At 71.2% G+C, this 18,425-nt stretch carries 11 protein-coding genes; 4 read left to right on the top strand and 7 right to left on the bottom strand.

Features of this window, described 5'->3' with window-relative positions; translation table 11 throughout:
- Nucleotides 1–19 precede the first annotated feature (19 nt).
- The 7 genes from EJV46_RS03770 to EJV46_RS03800 all read right to left on the bottom strand — a co-directional run bounded on the left by EJV46_RS03770 (nucleotide 20) and on the right by EJV46_RS03800 (nucleotide 9,226).
- Nucleotides 20–1,294: a lipopolysaccharide biosynthesis protein gene (locus EJV46_RS03770; protein ID WP_131547238.1), complete on the bottom strand. Its 1,275-nt coding sequence runs from the start codon at nucleotides 1,292–1,294 to the stop codon at nucleotides 20–22.
- Nucleotides 1,291–2,346, bottom strand: coding sequence for a glycosyltransferase family 2 protein (locus tag EJV46_RS03775; RefSeq protein ID WP_165585324.1), 1,056 nt, complete (start codon nucleotides 2,344–2,346; stop codon nucleotides 1,291–1,293). Before EJV46_RS03775 ends, EJV46_RS03770 begins: the two co-directional genes overlap by 4 nt.
- A gap of 135 nt (nucleotides 2,347–2,481) precedes the next feature.
- Nucleotides 2,482–3,465: a tripartite tricarboxylate transporter substrate binding protein gene (locus tag EJV46_RS03780; RefSeq protein WP_131547240.1), complete on the bottom strand. Its 984-nt coding sequence runs from the start codon at nucleotides 3,463–3,465 to the stop codon at nucleotides 2,482–2,484.
- A gap of 33 nt (nucleotides 3,466–3,498) precedes the next feature.
- The gene (locus EJV46_RS03785; protein WP_131547241.1) at nucleotides 3,499–6,108 is read right to left on the bottom strand and encodes an MMPL family transporter; all 2,610 of its coding nucleotides are present in this window, start codon (nucleotides 6,106–6,108) and stop codon (nucleotides 3,499–3,501) included.
- The gene (locus tag EJV46_RS03790; RefSeq protein ID WP_131547242.1) at nucleotides 6,095–7,423 is read right to left on the bottom strand and encodes a hypothetical protein; all 1,329 of its coding nucleotides are present in this window, start codon (nucleotides 7,421–7,423) and stop codon (nucleotides 6,095–6,097) included. Before EJV46_RS03790 ends, EJV46_RS03785 begins: the two co-directional genes overlap by 14 nt.
- A 4-nt stretch (nucleotides 7,424–7,427) precedes the next feature.
- The gene (locus EJV46_RS03795) at nucleotides 7,428–8,294 is read right to left on the bottom strand and encodes a hypothetical protein (protein ID WP_240782385.1); all 867 of its coding nucleotides are present in this window, start codon (nucleotides 8,292–8,294) and stop codon (nucleotides 7,428–7,430) included.
- Between the two features lie 2 nt (nucleotides 8,295–8,296).
- A complete protein-coding gene (locus EJV46_RS03800) occupies nucleotides 8,297–9,226 on the bottom strand; it encodes a ferritin-like domain-containing protein (protein WP_240782386.1) in 930 nt (309 codons plus the stop codon).
- Nucleotides 9,227–9,497: 271 nt separating this feature from the next.
- Here EJV46_RS03800 and hpnH point away from each other — a divergent pair, with 271 nt between their 5' ends.
- From hpnH to EJV46_RS03820, 4 genes are all read left to right on the top strand, one after another.
- Complete coding sequence (gene hpnH, locus EJV46_RS03805; protein WP_131547243.1) at nucleotides 9,498–10,667, top strand: adenosyl-hopene transferase HpnH; 1,170 nt, start codon at nucleotides 9,498–9,500, stop codon at nucleotides 10,665–10,667.
- Between the two features lie 136 nt (nucleotides 10,668–10,803).
- Nucleotides 10,804–16,149 (top strand): autotransporter-associated beta strand repeat-containing protein, encoded by a 5,346-nt coding sequence (locus tag EJV46_RS03810; RefSeq protein WP_131547244.1) that lies wholly within the window; start codon nucleotides 10,804–10,806, stop codon nucleotides 16,147–16,149.
- Between the two features lie 113 nt (nucleotides 16,150–16,262).
- Nucleotides 16,263–16,898, top strand: coding sequence for a phosphoribosyltransferase (locus EJV46_RS03815; protein ID WP_131547245.1), 636 nt, complete (start codon nucleotides 16,263–16,265; stop codon nucleotides 16,896–16,898).
- 88 nt (nucleotides 16,899–16,986) lie between these two features.
- Nucleotides 16,987–18,369 (top strand): aminotransferase, encoded by a 1,383-nt coding sequence (locus EJV46_RS03820; RefSeq protein ID WP_131547246.1) that lies wholly within the window; start codon nucleotides 16,987–16,989, stop codon nucleotides 18,367–18,369.
- Nucleotides 18,370–18,425 lie beyond the last annotated feature (56 nt).

Here is an 18,425-nt window from a genome sequence, read left to right on the forward strand (position 1 = left end):
GGCGGTTCCGCCGCCCTGGTCAGGGGCGGAACGCGTTCAGCACATTGATGCCGAGGCGCTGGCGCGCGCGCAGCACATTGGCCAGCCCGAAGACGGCATAGGCGCCGGCCGCGGCCAGCGCCGCGCCCACGCCCTCATAGCGTGGCAGCAGGACGGCGAGGCCCACCAGGAGCACCGCCGCCGCGATCAGGGAATTGTGCCAGAGATCGCGCTCATGCCGGGTCATGACCAGCAGGGCATGCGCCTGCGAGGTGAGCGTGATGGCGAATTGCCCGGCCACCAGGATCACCAGCACCGGGCTGGCGGGGCGGAAGTCCTGGCCCATCAGCCCGAGGATCGTGGCGGGGAAGCACCAGAGGACCAACGCCATGGCGAGGCCGGCGCCGGCGACGAGATGGCTTGCCGCGCGCGCCGCCCGCTCCAGGCCGGCCAGGTCGCCGGCGGCGAAGAGCTGCGCGAAGCGGGGGCCGCGCGCCGCGTACATCGCCACGGCCAGCACCGTCAGCAGGATCGAGAGGCGGCTGGCCATGCCGAACTGGCCGATCTCGACCTCGCTGGCGACCAGGCCCAGCGCCAGGATCGGCAGGTAGCCCATCAGGATCTGCGCCAGATCGGCGCCGAAGAGCGGAAGGGCCACGGCCCGCATCGGCGCCAGGGCCGGCCGGATGGCGGCCGCCATCCCGCGCAGCCGCTGCCGGATGAGCCAGAAGCCCAGTGCCGCCGCGGCGAGCTGCGCCAGCGTCAGCGTCAGCGCCGTCCCGGTGGCGGTCGCGCCCGGCAGCACGAGGTAGGCCATCGCAACCATGGGCCAGAGCACCGAGGAGACGATCTGCCCGGCGATGGGCCGCCCGAGCGCGCTGAGCTGCGCGCCCGCGGCGACCTGCAGGGCGAGCCCGATCACCCCGAAGGCGATGGCGCGGAGCATCGGCGCCGGCACGCCCTCGCCGAAGACATGCCCGGAAAGGAGCGGCGCGGCGAGGAACAGCAGAAGCGAGAGGAGGCCGCCCAGCAGGGCGATGGCGCCGAGCGCCGTCAGCACGATGCCCCGCGCCGCGGGCAGGTCCCCGGCCTGGGCGGCGACGGCGAGCGCGCGCATCGAGGCCTGGTCCAGCCCGCAGCGCGCGAAGGTGCCGACGAGGATGACGATCGCGAGGCCCAGATAGATCTGCCCTGCGCCGCTGGCCCCCAGGCTGAGCGCCAGCGCCAGGGTGAAGCCGTAGCGCACGCAGACCTCGAAGGCGCGCACGCCGAAGACCGTAGCCGCCGTGGCGGCCAGCCGCAGGAGAGCCTTCAAGCGGCGGCTTCCGGCTTCGCCAGGCCGCGCAGATGCGGTGGCAGAGCCGAAACGTCGAGCGGCGGCCGCCGCCGCGCGCGCAGGGCCGGGCCGATCACGAGGGGCAGCGCCAGATAGGTCATCACCATCCTGGCGCCCATCGCGAAGGCCAGCAGCGCGGCCCGCCGTAACTTGCCGCCGCCCCCGGCCGGCGCGGCCCCGGCAACCTGGATCAGGCTCTTCGCCCCACCCGACTTTGCCGCGCGGCGGAACAGCCGGCGGAGATTGTCGGGGTCGAGCAGGAAGGCGAGGTCGTTCAGCGGCATCCGCAGGACGCTGCGAAGCCCCATGTTCTTCACGCAGAAATACATCCGGTTCCGCGCCTCGAGCCAAAGGCGCTTCACCCGCATGCGCTCGGAGAAATGGTGCACCACGGGCATGGGCGCGAGGACCAGCTGCCGGAAGCCCTGCCGGCCGACGCGCCAGGTGACGTCCATGTCCTCGTAGAAGAAGAAGTAGAAGGGGTCGAAGCCGCCCGCCGCCAGGAAGGCCGGGCGGCGCATCATCAGGTTGCAGCTCGCGATGACCTCGCAATCGGCGACGCCCGCGAAGATGGAATCGCCCTGGACCACGCCGTTCGGCCGCATCAGCATGCGCTTGACGCCGACGATCTCGTCCCCTGGGCCGAGCAGCGCCTCGCCGCCGACGGCGCCGACCTCCGGCGCGGCGAAAAGGGCGTGCATCCGCGCCGCGCCATCGGCGGGGCGGAGCTCGGTGTCGCTGTCGAGGAACCAGAGGAAGGGCGCCTCCGTCATCAGCGCGGCGAGGTTGCGCGCGACGCAGGGGCCGAGATTCTCCGGCGCGGCGACCAGCCGCACCCAGGGAAAGTCGCGGCGGACCATCTCCACCGTGCCGTCCGTGCTGCCGTTGTCGACGACGATCACCCCTTCGAGGGCGGGGGACTGGCGGCCCAGCGAGGCGAGACAGCGCGCGAGATCGGCGCGGCGCCCGTAGGAGACGATGATGGCGACGATGGGAAGCGCGGCCCCGGGCCGCGGATCCGCGTCAGCCACGGCCACGACCGGCGGTGCCGCCCGGCGCGGGCGGGCTCAGGCCGCCGATGGAGGAAGGGGAGCGCTGCATGAAGGGGACGCAACTAGCATCCCCCGCATGGCCTGGCGAGTTCGCGCGATGGGTGAATCGCGCGGTCACTCCCGCCAGGGATGCTCCCGCCACATCCTCGAATAGGTCTCGTTCATCCCCGTCAGCACGGCCCGATGCTGGTCCGGATCGAGGAAGCGCAGCGGCAGCTGCTGCTGGTTCGCCAGCGTCACGAATTCCGGATGCTCCATCACCGACTTCACCACCGAGGCCAGCCGCTGCAGCACCGGCTGGGGCGTCCCGGCCGGCGCGGCGATGCCGCGCAGGGAGCCGTCCACCACGTCGAAGCCCTCCTCGCGAAAGGTCGGCACCTCGGAGGTATTGGCCCAGCGCGCCGTCGCCATCTGGCCGAGCGGGCGGATCTGCCCCTGGCGGAAGTCGCCCACGCCTTCGCCCATGTTCATCGCCGCGAGCTGGATCTGCCGTCCGAGCAGGGCGTTCTTCACCTGTGCCGAGCCGTTGAAGGGCACGTGCAGGAAGCGCGTGCCGGTCGCGCGCTCGAAGGCGAGGGTGGCGAGGTGGTCGTCGGAGCCGACGCCGGTCGTGCCATAGGCAATCTGGCCGGGAGCGGCGCGCGCCGCTGCCGCCAGGTCCTGCAGCCTGCGCCAGGGGCTGTCGGGCAGCACCCAGAAGCCGCCGGGATCGTCCACCACATTCGCGATCGGTGAGAAGTCCTCCAGCTTGTAGCGCGCCTGCCGCTCGATCGGGATGGTGACGATGTTGGGCGTGTTGATGAAGCCGATGGTGAGGCCGTCGGGCCGCGCGCGGGCCAGCTCGGCCCAGCCGATCTCGCCGCCCGCGCCGGCCCGGTTCTGGATCACGACGGACTGGCCGAGCTCGCGCTCCATGAAGCGGGCGAGCGTGCGCGCCGCGACGTCCGTGCCGCCGCCGGCCGCGAAGGCGACGATCATGGTGATGGCGCGATCGGGCTGCCAGGCCGGCGCCGGGGCCCCCTGGGCTGAGGCGCGCGCGGCAACCAGCAGCGCGGGGGCGGCCAAGGGCGCGGTCAATACGAGGCGGCGGGTGGTCATGTCGTTCTCCTCCGGATTTTGGAGGAGCCTGCCTCAATCCTTGCCCGGCGCGAAGAGCTTCAGCAGCGGCGGCAGCACGAGCATCACGCAGACCAGCGAGTAGACCAGGCTGACCGAGAGCACGACGCCCATGCTGGCCGTGCCGGGATGCGGCGAGATCGCCAGCGCGCCGAAGGCTGCGGCGTTGGTCACCGCCGAATAGATCACGGCCCGGTTGAGCGGCGAGGCCAGCAGGTCGCGCCGTCCCTGCTGCCAGGCGGCGACGAAGTAGATGTCGTAGGCCACGCCCATGCCGAAGAGCAGCGGCATGGCGATGATATTGGCGAGGTTCAGGTCCGGCCCGAGGAGCGCGCAATGCGCCAGCGTCATCAGCCCGGCCAGCGCCAGCGGGGCCAGCGCGAGCAGCGACAGCCGGACCGAGCGCAGCATCAGCCAGAGCAGCGCGAAGACGAAGACCACGCCCAGCGCGCCCGATTCGAGGAAGGCCGCCTGGATGGTGGCCGAGGAGGCCTGCGTCGAGACGGCGAGCCCGGTCGCATCCGGTGCCACCGCCTGCACGGCCCGGGCGAAGCGGCGGAAGAGCAGGGTCTCGTCCGTGGTCGTCTGGGCCGGCGCCATCTCGACGCGGGCGCGGCCGTCGGGCGTGATCCAGTCGGCGATGAGGTCGGGCGGCAGGCTCTCCAGCGTGACGCGGTGGGCCGCGAGGAGGGCGCGCACCTGGCCGACGAGATGGGTGAGGCCGGGCAGGGTGGCGCTGGCGAAGACGTCCCGGTTGGCCACGGGCCCATCCGCCAGCCGGGCGAGCGCGGCGGCGAGGCGGGCGGTGTCACGATGGACGGGCCCATTGCCGCGGAGCGGCGCGAGATCGGCCGCCGCCTTGCGCAGCGCGGCCACCACCGCCGCGTCGTCGGGCGGCGGCATCGGCTCGGCGGCCAGAGCGGGGCCCAGCAGCATCGCCGCATCCTCGATGAGCGCGAGCTTGGCGTCCTGGTCCTCGGGGATGAAGTCGGCCAGCGTCATGGCCCGCGCCACCTCGGGCAGGGCGGCCAGCCGCCGGGCCAGGGCCTGGGCCGCCATGAGGTCCGGCGCCAGCACCTCCAGGATGTTCGGGTCCGTATCCGGGTCGCGCGCCAGGTCGCGCCAGGTCGCGACGGATTCCGAATGGGGGTCCCGCAGGTTGATCGGGTTGGTGTCGAAGCGGAGCCAGGCGAGGGCGCCGAGGCAGGCGAGGGCCAGCACGGCCACGCCGATGCCGACCGGCCGCGCATGGCGCGAGAGCCATTCGTCCACCGGCCGCAGCATGGGATAGCCCACCTCGCGCGCCTCGCTGGAGGGGCGGGCCAGCACCATCAGCGCGGGCAGCAGGGTCATGGCCAGGAACCAGCCGATCACCATGCCGCCGCCGGCGATCAGGCCGAGCTCCGCCACGCCGCGGTAATCGGTCGGCAGGAAGGCGAGGAAGCTGAAGGTGACGGCCAGCGCGGCCAGCGTCATGCCCGGCCCCGCCGTGCGCGCGGCCTGCTCCAGCGCGGGCAGCAGGGCCGGGAGGTGGACGCGCTCGGCCCGGTACTGCACGGCATACTGGATGCCGAAATCGACGCCGATGCCGATGAACAGCACGGCGAAGGCGATGGAGAGCGGGTTGAAGCTGCCGACGGAGAGGATGCCCCATCCCGCCGTCCAGATCAGCCCGGCGACCACCAGCACCAGCAGCGGCCAGATCAGCTTCCAGCTGTGCAGCGCCATCCAGAGCAGGATCGCCACGAGCACGAAGGAGAGCACCGCGTTCTCGATCGCGCCCTCGGAGACGGTGGCGAATTCCTCGTCCGCCATGGGCACCGAGCCGGTGAGGCGGATCCGAAGCCCGTGCTCCCCGTCGATGCCGAGGCGCCGCGCCTCGGAACGGATCACCTCGGTCGCGGCGGCCCCGGCGGAGAGCTGCTCGTAGTTCAGCGCGGGCTGGACCAGGATCAGCCGTCGCAGCTCCAGCGGTCGCGCCGGGCGGCCGGTCATCAGCACGCCCCAGTCGGGGGCGGCGACGCGGCCCTGCACCGCGCCCTCCGCCGCCTGGGCGAAGGCGCCGAGCGGCCCGGCGAGCTGGCCGAGATTGGCGTCGCCGCCCTTGATTCCCTCGGCGATCAGCCCGAGCAGCCGGCCGAGCCCGCGCAGGCTCGGATCCTCGGCGAGCGGGCCGAGCAGCCCCTGCGCCTCGACCAGCTTCTCGGTGACGGACTGCACCTCGGCACGGTCCAGGTAAAGCAGCCCGTGGCTCGCCCAGAACGGCCCGCCGCCCGGCTGACGCACGCTGCGGAAGAGCTCGGGGCGGGATTGCAGCGCCCCGGCCAGCGCGCCGGCGGCGCGGTCGGAGGTCGCGGCGTCGGGCCCGTCCAGGACGATGACGATGAGGTCGAGCCGCTGCGGGAAGGCGCGCTCCATAGTGCGCTCGGCCACGCGCCAGGGCAGGTCGGGCGAGAAGAGCTTCGTCACGTCGGAATCGAGGACGAAGCGCGTGGCCGTCAGCCAGAGCGCGCCCGCCGAGACCAGGGCCAGCATCGCCAGCACCGTCCAGGGCCGCCGGATCGAGACACGGACCAGCGCGACGACGATCCGGCCGAGGAAGGCGGCCGGATCAGCCGCCGCCATGGGTGAGGATCAGCAGGAGGCCGAAGGCGCCGAGACAGATGGCATGGCCGATCTCGCCGGCGCGCCGCTCCCATTCGGAGGGGAGCCGCAGCGACTTCCAATGCGCGAAGACGGCGCCGAAGGCCAGCAGGAGCGGCACCGCCTGGCCGGGCGAAGGCGGCGCGGCCAGCACGAGCATGATGCCCAGCAGGCCGAGCAGCGCCGGCGCCAGCGCGAGCCGCCCGCGCTCGCCGCCCAGCAGGCGCCAGGCCTCGCCGAGGCCGGCGATCAGCACCAGCACCGCCAGCGCGTCGCGCAGCCCGCCCTCGGGCTCGGCCAGCAGGAGAAGGGCGACGGGCAGCAGCAGGACCGGGCCGAAGCGCGTGAAGCGGCGGAAGCGCGGCCGCCGGACGAGCGCGAGCGGCGCCATCAGCATGATCAGCGCGCCCGCCGCGGCCAGCACCCCGGGCGCGCGCAGCGACAGGACCGGCCAAAGGGAGGGCGGCCCGCCGGCGCCCGGCTGGGCCATCATCAGCGACACCGTGGCGGCGGCGAGGGCGAGGCCCAGCAGCATCTCGATCTCGACCGTCACGCGCAGCCGCGGCAGCCAGCCCGCCGGTGCCCCGGCGCGCGAGCCGAGCGCCAGCAGCGCCCCCCGCGCGGCCAGGGCCAGCAGGGCCATGACGGCCAGCGCCGCGGTCAGGGCCGCGACGGGAAAGGCGTCCGGAGCGAGGAAGAGGGCGCGATGCGGCCAGGCCACCGAAAGGGCCGCGGCCAGCACGGCCAGGCCCGGCAGGGCGAGCCCGAGATGCCGCGCGCCCACCAGCTGCGCGACCGAGGCCGGCCAGGGCGCCCGCAGCGCCATCCACAGCGCCGGCAGCGCGCCGAGGCACAGGCCGAGCCCTGCCTCCGCCAGCAGCCCCGCAGTCTCGCGCGGGCCGAACCAGGGCGCCTGATCCTGCGCGAAGGACGCGACCATCGCGGCGGCGGCCAGCAGGACCAGGAGCGCCGCGCGGACCGGGGAGGGACCGGTGCGCGGCACGAGCGCGAAGATGATGAGCCCAGCGATCGCGGGCGCCAGCGTCGCGACGGGAGGGACGACGGCGAACAGGAAGCCGATCACCCCCGCCTCGGCCAGCGCGAAGCCGATCGTGACCAGCGCGAAGGCCCGGATGGCGGACTGCGTCCGCGCGGTCAGCGTGAGCGACTGCTCTCCCGGCAGCCGGTGCGCGAGCGGCGTCGCCACCACGGCGAGGAAGGCCAGGCTGCCGAACAGCCCCGCATGCGCGGCGAGGTTGATCGCCGCCAGCAGCCCCGCGATCGCTTCGGGGACCATGGGCTCAGGCCGGCTTGCGGCGAAGCTGGCGGGCGCCGAGATCCCAGAGCCGCAGCCCGCGAAGGGCGAGGCCGGCCATGGCCGGCAGCAGCCGGGGCTGCATCAGGTCGGGGTCGAAGATGGCCATGCGTCGGCTGTTCTCCCGGTAGCAATCCTCCACGAACTTCGTGAAGTTGAAGCCATCGAGAAACACGCCAGCCTGCGTGACGTTGAAGTCCTTGCCGTCATTCATGTCCTGGCCGCGGCCGACCATGCCCTTCAGGCGCGCCACCGCGCGGCCGTAGAAGATGGTGGACTTGAGAGCGCGCAGCGGCGCGATCAGCCCGCGCTGACGCTCGCGCCAGGCCATGTAGTTGATGAAGAAGACGATGTGGCGCGTCTCCTCGTCCATCAGCACGTCGAAGATCTCGAACATCTTCTCCGGCAGGAACTCGGACTCGCGGGCGGTCTTGAAGGCGCCGAAGCCGAGGAAGGCGTCGAGGCATTCGCCGAAGCCGAAATCGATGAAGGCCTTCTCGAGGTCGGCCGGGAAGTCCTCGATGGGCTGCTCGGTCGCGTTGAGCTGGTACTTGTCGATCAGCACGCGGATCAGCCTGGCGTGCCGCGCCTCCTCGATGCCCTGGATGCGCGCGGCCTCGCGCACGATGGGGTCCTCGATCTGCGGCAGGAAGGCGTGGACGATCGCGCCGGCACGGCGCTCGGTGTGGTAGACCTCCTGCCAGAAGGGCACGGCGCGAAGACGCTGAAGCTCCACCTCGGTCAGCTCCGGCCAGGGCAGCTCCTCCGGCTCGAAGGTCAGGTGCGTGTCGATGAACTGCTGGCAGAAGAGGTTCTTGTGCTCCTCCGACCCGGCGACCATGCGTCGGCTCATTCTCAGGCTTCCTTCGGACGCGGCGTGCGCATGAACTTCCGGGCGATGCGCGCCAGGAAGGGCGCGGTGGTGGGCCGGAGCAACCGACGATCGTAGCCGGCGAAACGGCGGTCGTTCTCGGCGAGGCAGAGGTCCAGGATCTGGGCCAGCGAGATGTCCTCGTCCGCCACGGCCTTGGAGCCGTTCACCGTGAAGTTGTTGTCCTGCTTCTGCTCGTTGCCGGCCCCGTCGACGGTCTTGGCCATGCCGATGCGCTCGTAGCCGAGGAAGACCCAGACGGCCCAGACGCGCATCTCGAAGAAGGGGCGCTTCCAGAAGGGCATGTTCTTCCGGTGCCACGCCAGCCAGTTGGCGAAGAGCAGGATGTGGCGGCACTCCTCCTGCATCACCGGCTCGAAGGTCTCGACCAGTTCCTCGGGGAAGAGGCCGGAGCGGCGGGCCATCTCGAAGAGGCCGAAGGCGAAGAAGCTGTCCACGCACTCGCTGAAGCCGGTGACCAGATAGGCCCATTCCGGATCCTTGGGCTGGACGTATTCGGGCTCCGGGGCGAGGGGGATGCCATAGGCCTCGACCAGCTTGGAGAGGACCTCCTTGTGGCGGTTCTCCTCCCAGCCGTTGCGGGCGATGGTGTCGCGCATCTCGGGGTCGGTGATGGTCGCCGCATAGGCGGCCATGCGCAGCCTGGCCTTGCCCTCGGTCTGGACCGCGATGTCCCAGATGGGGAGGGAGGTGATGCGGTTGAGCGTCGCCTCGTCCAGCTTCGGCCAGGGGATGACCGAGGGCTTGTAGGGGTTGAAGGTGTCCTCGAACATCTTGCAGACGGCGTGCTTGTGCGCCTCGGAGCCAATGACGAGCCGGCCCGGCTCGGGGCTCTGCCAGTGGCGGGCCCGGTGGTCGGCCGCGGCGATGGTGGCGGCGTCGGCGGTGTACACGGGGGTGACTCCGGCTGCTGAGGGCGGCCGGGCGGGGCCGCGGGGGTTGCTTATCCGTCCCGGTCGGGTGCGGCAAGTTCCGGAACGGCTCCGGCGAAGCTCCCGGATCGGCGGCGCGGTCCCGGCTGGGGCAGATGGGGCGGGCCCACCCGGCCGCAAGGTGCCGCGTTGCGCGTAAGGCGCAGGGGCGCAATGGGATTTCCGGTTCTTCGCATTGCGGCAGGGGCTGTGCTAAGCCCTGCCACTTGGTTTGATCCGGAGCGGATTCGGTATGGGTATTCCCCTCGCGCAGCAGGCGAAGGTCGCGGCCTATGTGGTGCGGCAGCAGCTCGCCGGGCGCAAGCGCTTCCCGCTGGTGCTGATGCTGGAGCCGTTGTTCCGCTGCAACCTGGCCTGCGCCGGCTGCGGCAAGATCGACTATCCTGACGCCATCCTGAACAAGCGCCTCTCGGTCGAGGACTGCCTGGGCGCGGCCGAGGAGTGCGGCGCCCCCGTGGTGGCGATCGCCGGCGGCGAGCCGCTGCTCCACAAGGAGATGCCGCAGATCGTCGAGGGGCTGCTGGCCCAGGGCCGCATCGTCATCCTCTGCACCAACGCCCTTCTGCTCGAGAAGCGCATGGAGGCCTACAAGCCGCATCCGCGCTTCATCTGGGACATCCACCTGGACGGCGACAAGGCCCAGCACGACTGGGCCGTGAGCCAGGAGGGCGTCTACGAGCGGGCCGTGGCCGCGCTGAAGAAGGTGAAGGCGCTGGGCTTCCGCACCGCCATCAACTGCACGCTGTTCAACAACGCCCATGCCGAGCGCACCGCCAAGTTCTTCGACGACGTGACGGCGCTGGGCGTGGACAACATCATGCTCAGCCCCGGCTATTCCTACGAGCGGGCGCCGGACCAGCAGCACTTCCTGAACCGCCAGGCCACCAAGGAGCTGTTCCGCGACGTCTTTTCCCGGAACACGGGCAAGACCAAGTGGCGCATGGGCAACAGCCCGCTCTTCCTGGACTTCCTGGCCGGCAACCAGACCTACCACTGCACGCCCTGGGGCAACCCGACGCGCAACATCTTCGGCTGGCAGCGCCCCTGCTACCTGCTCGGCGAGGGCTATGCGAAGACCTTCAAGGAGCTGATGGAGGACACGGACTGGGACAAGTACGGCGTCGGCAACTACGAGAAATGCGCCGACTGCATGGTCCATTCCGGCTTCGAGGCGACGGCGGCGATCGACGCCATCACCAAGCCCTGGAAGGCGGTCGCGGCCCAGCTGCGCGGCCCGCGCACGCAGGGTCCGATGGCGCCCGAGATCGACCTGACCCGGCAGCGCCCCGCCGAATACGTGTTCTCGGCCCATGTCCAGAAAGCCATGGGTGAACTGGCGCATGAACCGAAGCGCGGTGCCAAGCATGGCGATACCGCGGCACCGGCGACCGCGGCGGAGTGACCCACGGGCGGACGTGGCTTCGGCGCCACACTCCGCTTCATAACCGCTTTGATTTTATAGCAATTTTTGCCGAGCGTCTTCCCAATTACGCTTAGATCAGTTTCCATTCCCCCACACTTTTCTGGGGGAAAGCGTCTTGGCGGTAAACTACGGTCTGGGGGCGGCTCTCCGCGCCTCGACGGCCCTGATCGGCGCGAATCTCCTTCCGCGATCCTCATCGGCGCTGATCCCCGCCGTGCTGCTGACCCTGGGCGCGGCGGCGCCCGCGCTGGGCCAGAACTGGCAGGGCCCCGGCACGGATTTCAACACGGGCGCGAACTGGAGCACCGGGACCATTCCCGGCGTCGGGGATACGGCAGTCTTCCAGAACGCCGGCCCCACCTCGCTATCCACCAGCCTCAACACCTCGCTCGCCGGCATCCGCTTCGATGCGGGGGCGGCGAGCTACAATCTTACCCTCGGCAACGATATGACGCTGGTCGGCAGCGTCGTGAACAATTCCGGCGCGGGTCAGACGATCGGTGTGGCCAACGGAACGACCTTGTTCTTCCAGGGGGCGGCTGCCTCTGGCCAGGGCGTCGAATACATCGTCGACGGCGCCTTGATTTTCGATAACAACTCGACCGGCGGCAATTCCAGCTTCGTCGTCAATTCGCAGGTCGCCATCCGCGACGCTGCGCGCACCGTCGCGATGGGCTCGCTCAGCGGTGGCGGCGGAACGCTGGTCCAGAGCTATGCCGGAGGCGACGTCACGCTCCAGGTCGGCAGCCTCGGCACCAGCACGAGCTTCGGGGGGAGCATCCTGAGCCCTGGCGGCAACATGCTCGACCTGGAAAAGGTCGGCGCCGGCACCCTGACGCTCTCGGGTGCCAACAGCTACGGCGCCACGGCCATCAGCGCGGGCACGCTGCAGGTGGGCGCCGGCGGCACGACGGGGACTCTCGGCACCGGAGCCGTGGTGAACAACGCGGCCCTGATCTTCGATCGATCCGATTCGGTCACGGTCGCGAATGCGATCTCGGGCAGCGGCACCGTGGAGCAGGCCGGCACGGGCACCACGATCCTGACGGGCGGCAACAGCTATTCCGGCACGACGACGATCAGCGCCGGCACGCTGCAGATCGGCGCTGGCGGCGGCCTGACGGGCACGCTGGGCACCGGCAATGTGGTGAACAACGGGTCCCTGGTCTTCGACCGCAATAGCATCGACGTCTCGAACGTCATCTCGGGGACCGGCTCGGTCACGATCCAGGGCTCCACATCGCTCTCGGGGGTCAACACCTATTCCGGCGGCACCTTCATCAACAGCTTTCTCTTCGTCGCCGCGGATTCGGCCCTGGGCGACGCCGCGGGCCGCCTGACCTTCGATCGCGGGTTCCTCACCACCACCGCCTCATTCACCTCCAGCCGCGATATCACGATCAATGCGGGCGGCGCCTCCTTCGAGCCTATGCTCGGGGCCACCCTGGCGCTCACCGGTGTCATCTCTGGCTCGGGCGGCCTTGGCAGCAACGGCCCCGGGACACTGGTGCTGACCGGCGCCAACACCTATTCGGGCGATACCGAGCTCAACGCGGGCATCACCCAGATCGCCGCCGACGACGCCCTGGGCAGCGGGGCCCGGCTCTATATCAACGGCGGAGCGCTGCGGACGACCGCCAGCCTCACGATGACCCGCGCCATCGAACTGCAGACGCTGGCCGGCAGCAACCTCACCCCGGACGCCGGCACGACGCTGACGCTCGCGGGCGCCGTCAGCGGCCGGGGCCTGATCATGTCGGGTGCAGGCACGCTGGTCCTGACCGGCGCCAACAGCTATGGCGACACGATCATCAGCTCGGGCACGCTGCGGGTGGGCAATGGCGGCGCGACAGGGACGCTGGGCAGCGGCGCGGTGACCAACGACGCGGCGCTGATCTTCAATCGCACCGGCACGCTAGCGGTCGTGGGTGCGATCTCGGGCACGGGCACCCTGGAGCAGGCCGGGACCGGCACCACCATCCTGACCGGCGCCAACACCTATTCCGGCGCGACCACGATCAGCGGCGGCACTTTGCAGGTCGGCAACGGCGGCAGTGAGGGCTCGCTCGGCAGCGGCGCCGTGGTGAACAGCTCCTTGCTGACTTTCAACCGGAGCGACGACGCGCTGGTCGTCGCCAACGCCATCTCCGGCTCGGGCGGCCTGCGGCAGGCGGGCAGCGGCGTCGTGACACTCAGCGGCGCCAACACCTATTCCGGCGGGACGGCCATCGATGCGGGCATCCTGGCGATCGGCGACATCGGCGCGCTCGGCTCCGGCGCCGTGACGTTCGGAGGAGGCGCGCTGCGCTCCAACGTCACCGGAAGCCTGTCGAACACCCTGGCGGTCATCGGGGCTCCGACCGCGACGATCAGCGCGGCCGCAGGCCAGACCCTGACGCTCACGGGCGCTCTCGTGGCGAGCAGCACCGCGCTGGTCTTTGGCTCCGCGACCGATAGCGGGGTGGTCGCGGCCGGTTTCGGCAGTGCGACTCAGGGCTCCCCCGCAGTCAGCCTGCGTGTCGCGGGCGGCACGCTCCGGGTGGACAGCAACGCTTTCGGCACCCTGTTGAGCACCTTCTCCGGCACGACGATCGATTCCAGCGCGACGCTGGATGTCAACGGGCGGACCGGCGACTTTGGCACGATCGCCAATCTCCAGGGCGCGGGCACCCTGACCAGCACGGCGGAGATCACCGTCCTGGCCGGCAGCTTCGCCGGCGCCATCACCGGCGCCGCCGGCCTGCAGAAGACCGCGGGCGGCACGCTGGTGCTGACCGGCACCAACACCTATTCCGGCACCACGAGGATCCTCAACGGCACGCTGCAGATCGGCGATGGCGGCTCGACCGGCACGCTGGGCAGCGGCGCTGTCGTGCTCGGCAACATCCTGGCCTTCAACCGGGACGACGACGCGCTGGTCGTCGCCAATGCCATCTCCGGCACGGGGCGGATTCGCCAGATCGGCACCGGCACCACCACGCTGACCGGGGCGCTGACCTATACGGGCACCACCTCCGTGGAAGCGGGCACGCTGGTCCTCGGCGACGCGCTGAACGCCGTCAACTTGCCCGGCGCCGCCACCATCGCCTCCACCGGCACGCTGCGCCTGCAGAACGGCTCGCTGGGCAGCGGCACTATCACAAACGACGGTAACCTGGAGGTCGGCCTTACCGCCACCGCGGGCAGCGCGACCATCGTCAACAACTGCTGCCTGCGCTTCAGCGGCTCGGCGACGGCGGGCACCGCCGCGATCACCAACAGCGCGGCCGGCAATATCGACTTCGACGAGACCTCGACCGCGGGCGGCGCCAGCATCGCCAATTCGGGCTTCGTGCGCTTCCTTGCCGATTCCTCGGGCGGCGCCGCGGCCTATACCGGCCTGGCCGGCAGCACGGTCGACTTCTCCTGGATGTCGGGCACTGCCACGACCCTCGGCTCCCTCGCCGGGACGGGAGCCGTGGACGTGGGCAGCATCACGCTTTCGGTCGGCGGCGACGGCACTTCCACCACCTTCGCCGGCGTGATCGCGGATGGCGGCGTCCTCGGCGGCGTCGGCGCCGGACTGACCAAGGTGGGCGCAGGCACGCTGACGCTGACGGGAGCCAATACCTATACCGGCCTCACCACCATCTCCGCCGGCACGCTTCAGGTCGGCAATGGGGGCACGACGGGCGCGCTGGGCAGCGGCGACATCGTGAACAACGCGGCGCTGGTCTACAATCGCTCGGATGCCGTGGCGCTGGACCAAATGATCAGCGGCAGCGGCACGCTGACCCAGGCCGGCACGGGCAACCTCATCGTGACCGGGACCAACAGCTATACCGGTGCGACCTTCGTCAATGCCGGCCGCCTCTCGGTGAACGGCTCGATCGCCAGCTCCTCCGGCGTGACGGTGGCCTCGGGCGCTACGCTGGGCGGCACGGGCAGCCTGCCGGGCGTCTCCGTCCTCTCGGGCGGCACGATCGCGCCGGGCAATTCCATCGGCACGCTGAGCGTCGCGGGCAACCTGACCCTCGCGCCCGGCTCGACCACGCAAATCGAGGTGCAGGGCCCCTCGATCGACCGCATCAACGTCACCGGCACGGCGGCGCTCGGCGGCACGCTGCAGCTGCTGGCCCAGGGCGGCGCTTATACCTTCAACGCGCCCTATACGATCGTGCAGGCGGGTGCCGTGACCGGCAATTTCGCGGCGGTGAACGCCACTGGCAGCTTCGGCGCGGGCGTGACCAGCACGGTCAGCACCACCGCCAGCGAGGCGCAGCTGGTGCTGACGCCGGCGCCGCTGGTGCCCATCATCACCCCGACCGATCCGGTGGTTCCGCCTCCGGTTCCCCCGCCGGCGGTCAGCAGCGCGCCGGTGATCGGCCCGCGCGGCACGGCGAACCAGATTTCCATCGCGGCCGGGCTGGACCGCGCGGTGGCAAGCGGGGCGGACGTCTCGCCGCTCTTCCCGCTCTACAACCTGCCGGCTTCGGCACTGCCGCGCGGGCTGGACCAGGTCTCGGGCCAGATCCACGCGGTCGCGCCGGGCATGCATGCGCGCTCGGCCTATCAGTTCCTGGGCACGATCCTGGAGCCCGGCCGCGGCCAGGGGCTCGGCGACGGGTATGACGGCGCGGCGCCGCGCTATGCGGTCTGGGCCAGCGGCTTCGGCGGCGGCGGGCGCATCGGCTCCTCGGGGAATGTCGGCACCTATGCGGCGACCGCCAGCGGCGGCGGCGTGGCGGTGGGCACGGATGTGCGGCTCAACGCGCAGGTGGTGGCGGGCATGGCGCTGGCCGGCTCGGGCGCGATGACGCGGCTGTCCGACAGCATGGGCCGGGCCGAGACCAGCCAGATCCAGGGCGCGATCTACGGCACCGGCACCTTCGGCGCGCTGCGGCTCTCGGCCGCGGTGGCCTATGGCGGCATGGACGTGACGACGCGCCGCAGCGTGCCCTTCCTGGGGCTGGGCGACATCCGCGGCCGCTACACGAGCTCTGGCGTCTCGACGCGGCTCGAGGCGGGCTGGCGACTGGAGGGGATCGTGCCGCGCGTGGCCTTGACGCCATCGGTGGCCTTCCAGGGCAGCTGGTACGCGGCGCCGGGCTTCAGCGAGACCGCCGCGGGCGGCCAGGGGGCGGCGGCGCTGGCGGTCGCCGGGCGCAATACGGGGCAGTCGCGCATGGAGCTGTCGCTGCGCGCCGACATGACGCTGACGCCGACGCTGTCGGGCTTCGGCCGGGTCGGCTGGGCGGCCTATCTGCAGCGCGATGCGGGGATGAGCGCGCGCTTCATCGGGCTGCCGGGCTCGGGCTTCTCGCTGAGCGGCGCGCGGCCGGACGCCCATGCGGCGCTGGTCTCGGGCGGCGTGGACTGGCGGGTCAGCCCGGGGATGACGCTGACCACCCGGCTCGATGCGGAGCTCGCCGCCAACGGCTATGCGGTGAACGGAACCGCGCGGCTCCGCTACGAGTTCTGACGGAGCGCGGCCCGGGCGGCGTCTCCTGCGGCGAAGGGCCGCTGCGGCTCCCGGGCACGGGCCGCGATGGAACCCGGATTGGCGCCTGCGTCCAGGCGTGACACAGACGCCGGATGCAGGATCCGTGGCAGCAGTTCGACTCCCTTCCTGATCCCGGGCCGCCCTACCGAGACCGCTATCCGGTCGCCATGCCGGATGGCTCCTTCCTGCACATGCCGATCCGCCCCATCGGCGTCGCCGGGCTGATCGCCACCCAGGCCAGCTTCCCCGTGATCCACGCGCTGGCCGGCTGGATGGCCGCGGCCTGCCGGGACTTGCGGCCGGAGGTCGTGCTCGGCCTTTCCACCCTGGGCCATGTCTTCGCGCCCCTGCTGGCCGAGCGCCTCGGCCATTCCAACTGGGTCGCGGCCGGCTATTCGCGGAAGCTCTGGTACGACGAGGCGCTGAGCGTGCCGATGCGCTCCATCACCACCACCGCCGAGCGCCGCGTCTGGCTCGATCCGCGGATGCTGCCGCGGCTGCAGGGGCGGCGCGTGCTCCTCGTGGACGACGTGATCTCGACGGGCAGCTCCGCGGTGGCGGGCCTCGGGCTTCTGGCGGCGGCGGGGATGCGGCCGGTGGGCCTTTGCGTCGCGATGATCCAGACCCGGCGCTGGGAGGCCGGATGGCCGGCCGACATCCCCATCGTGACGGTCTGCGAGACGCCCCGCTTCGAGCAGCGGGACGGCGCCTGGCTCCCCGTCGGCTAACGGGATCTTCCGGGCGGGGCCGCCCGGAAGGTTGCGCCGGGCGCCTGCTCCGCGCGAAGCTCCCCCCGGACATCCCGCGGAGAGCCCCATGCGCCCGAACAACCTCCACGAAGCCGACATCGCGCATTTCATCCACCAGCAGACCGACCTCGCCGACCATGCCGAGCACGGCGCCATCCTGATGGACCGCGGCGAGGGCGTGCGGGTCTGGGACACGGAGGGACGCGAATACATCGAGGCGATGGCAGGGCTCTGGTGCACCTCGCTCGGGTTCTCCGAGAAGCGGCTGGCCGATGCCGCCTACAAGCAGCTCCTGCAGCTGCCCTATTATCACACCTTCTTCGCCAAGGGGCATGAGCCGGGCGTCGTGCTGGCCGAGAAGCTGATCGGGCTGGCGCCGGAAGGCCTGACCAACGTGGCCTTCCAGTGCTCGGGCTCGGAGGCGAACGACGCCGCCATCAAGATGATCTGGTACTACAACAACCTGGTCGGGCGGCCGTCCAAGAAGAAGATCATCGGGCGCGTGCGCGGCTACCACGGCAACACCATCGCGACCGCCTCGCTCTCCGGACAGCCGCATATGCAGGCGGATTTCGACCTGCCCTATGGCGACCGCTTCCTGAAGGTCAGCAACCCGCACTATTACCGCGCCGCCGAGCCCGGCGAGACGGAGGAGCAGTTCTCCGCCCGCATGGCGGACGAGCTGGAGGCGCTGATCGAGAAGGAAGGTGCTGAGAACATCGCGGCCTTCTTCGCCGAGCCGGTGCAGGGCGGCGGCGGCGCGCTCACCCCGCCGCGTGGCTACTTCGACCTGATCCAGCCCATCCTGAGGAAGCACGACATCCTCTTCGTCGCCGACGAGGTGATCTGCGGCTTCGGGCGCACCGGCGAGATGTGGGGCAGCCTCACCTATGGCATCAAGCCCGACATCCTGACCTGCGCGAAGCAGCTGACGGCGGCCTATCAGCCGCTCTCGGCTACGCTGATCTCCAGGCCCATCCACGAGGCGCTGGTCGCGGGCTCGAGGAAGAACGGCAGCTTCGGCCATGGCTACACCTATGGCGGCCATCCGGTGGCCTGCGCGGTCGGCGTCGAGACGCTGAACATCTATGCCGAGCGCGACATGATCGGCCATGTGAAGAAGGTGTCGCCGGCCTTCCTCGCGGGCCTGGAACAGTTCCGCGGCCATCCGCTGGTGGGCGACGTGCGCGGGGTGGGCCTGATCGCCGGCGTCGAGCTGATGGCCGACAAGGCGGCGAGGACGCCCTTCACGCCGGCGCAGAAGGTGGGCGTGCTGGTGCAGGAGAAGTGCCGCGAGGCCGGGCTCGTGGTCCGCGCCATCGGCGACCGCATCGCCTTCACGCCGCCGCTCATCATCACCGAGGCCGAGATCGGCGAGATGTGCGCGCGCTTCGGCCGGGGCCTGGATGCAGCCTGGGCCGAGATGGGGGCTGTCCCGAGGGCCGCCTGACGGCTGCCTTTTCCGCGCGGCGCGGCGACCCCGTTTCCCGGCTCGACGCCGCGCCG

This window comes from Roseococcus sp. SYP-B2431 (genome assembly GCF_004336745.1).
GTDB lineage: Bacteria > Pseudomonadota > Alphaproteobacteria > Acetobacterales > Acetobacteraceae > Roseococcus.

What these genes read in the sequence shown, in the direction of transcription:
- EJV46_RS03820 (WP_131547246.1), top strand. Translation starts at nt 16,987, where the DNA reads ATGCGCCCGAACAACCTCCACGAAGCCGACATCGCGCATTTCATCCAC.
- EJV46_RS03780 (WP_131547240.1), bottom strand. Translation starts at nt 3,465, where the DNA reads ATGACCACCCGCCGCCTCGTATTGACCGCGCCCTTGGCCGCCCCCGCG.
- EJV46_RS03785 (WP_131547241.1), bottom strand. Translation starts at nt 6,108, where the DNA reads ATGGCGGCGGCTGATCCGGCCGCCTTCCTCGGCCGGATCGTCGTCGCG.
- EJV46_RS03815 (WP_131547245.1), top strand. Translation starts at nt 16,263, where the DNA reads ATGCAGGATCCGTGGCAGCAGTTCGACTCCCTTCCTGATCCCGGGCCG.
- hpnH (WP_131547243.1), top strand. Translation starts at nt 9,498, where the DNA reads ATGGGTATTCCCCTCGCGCAGCAGGCGAAGGTCGCGGCCTATGTGGTG.
- EJV46_RS03795 (WP_240782385.1), bottom strand. Translation starts at nt 8,294, where the DNA reads ATGAGCCGACGCATGGTCGCCGGGTCGGAGGAGCACAAGAACCTCTTC.
- EJV46_RS03790 (WP_131547242.1), bottom strand. Translation starts at nt 7,423, where the DNA reads ATGGTCCCCGAAGCGATCGCGGGGCTGCTGGCGGCGATCAACCTCGCC.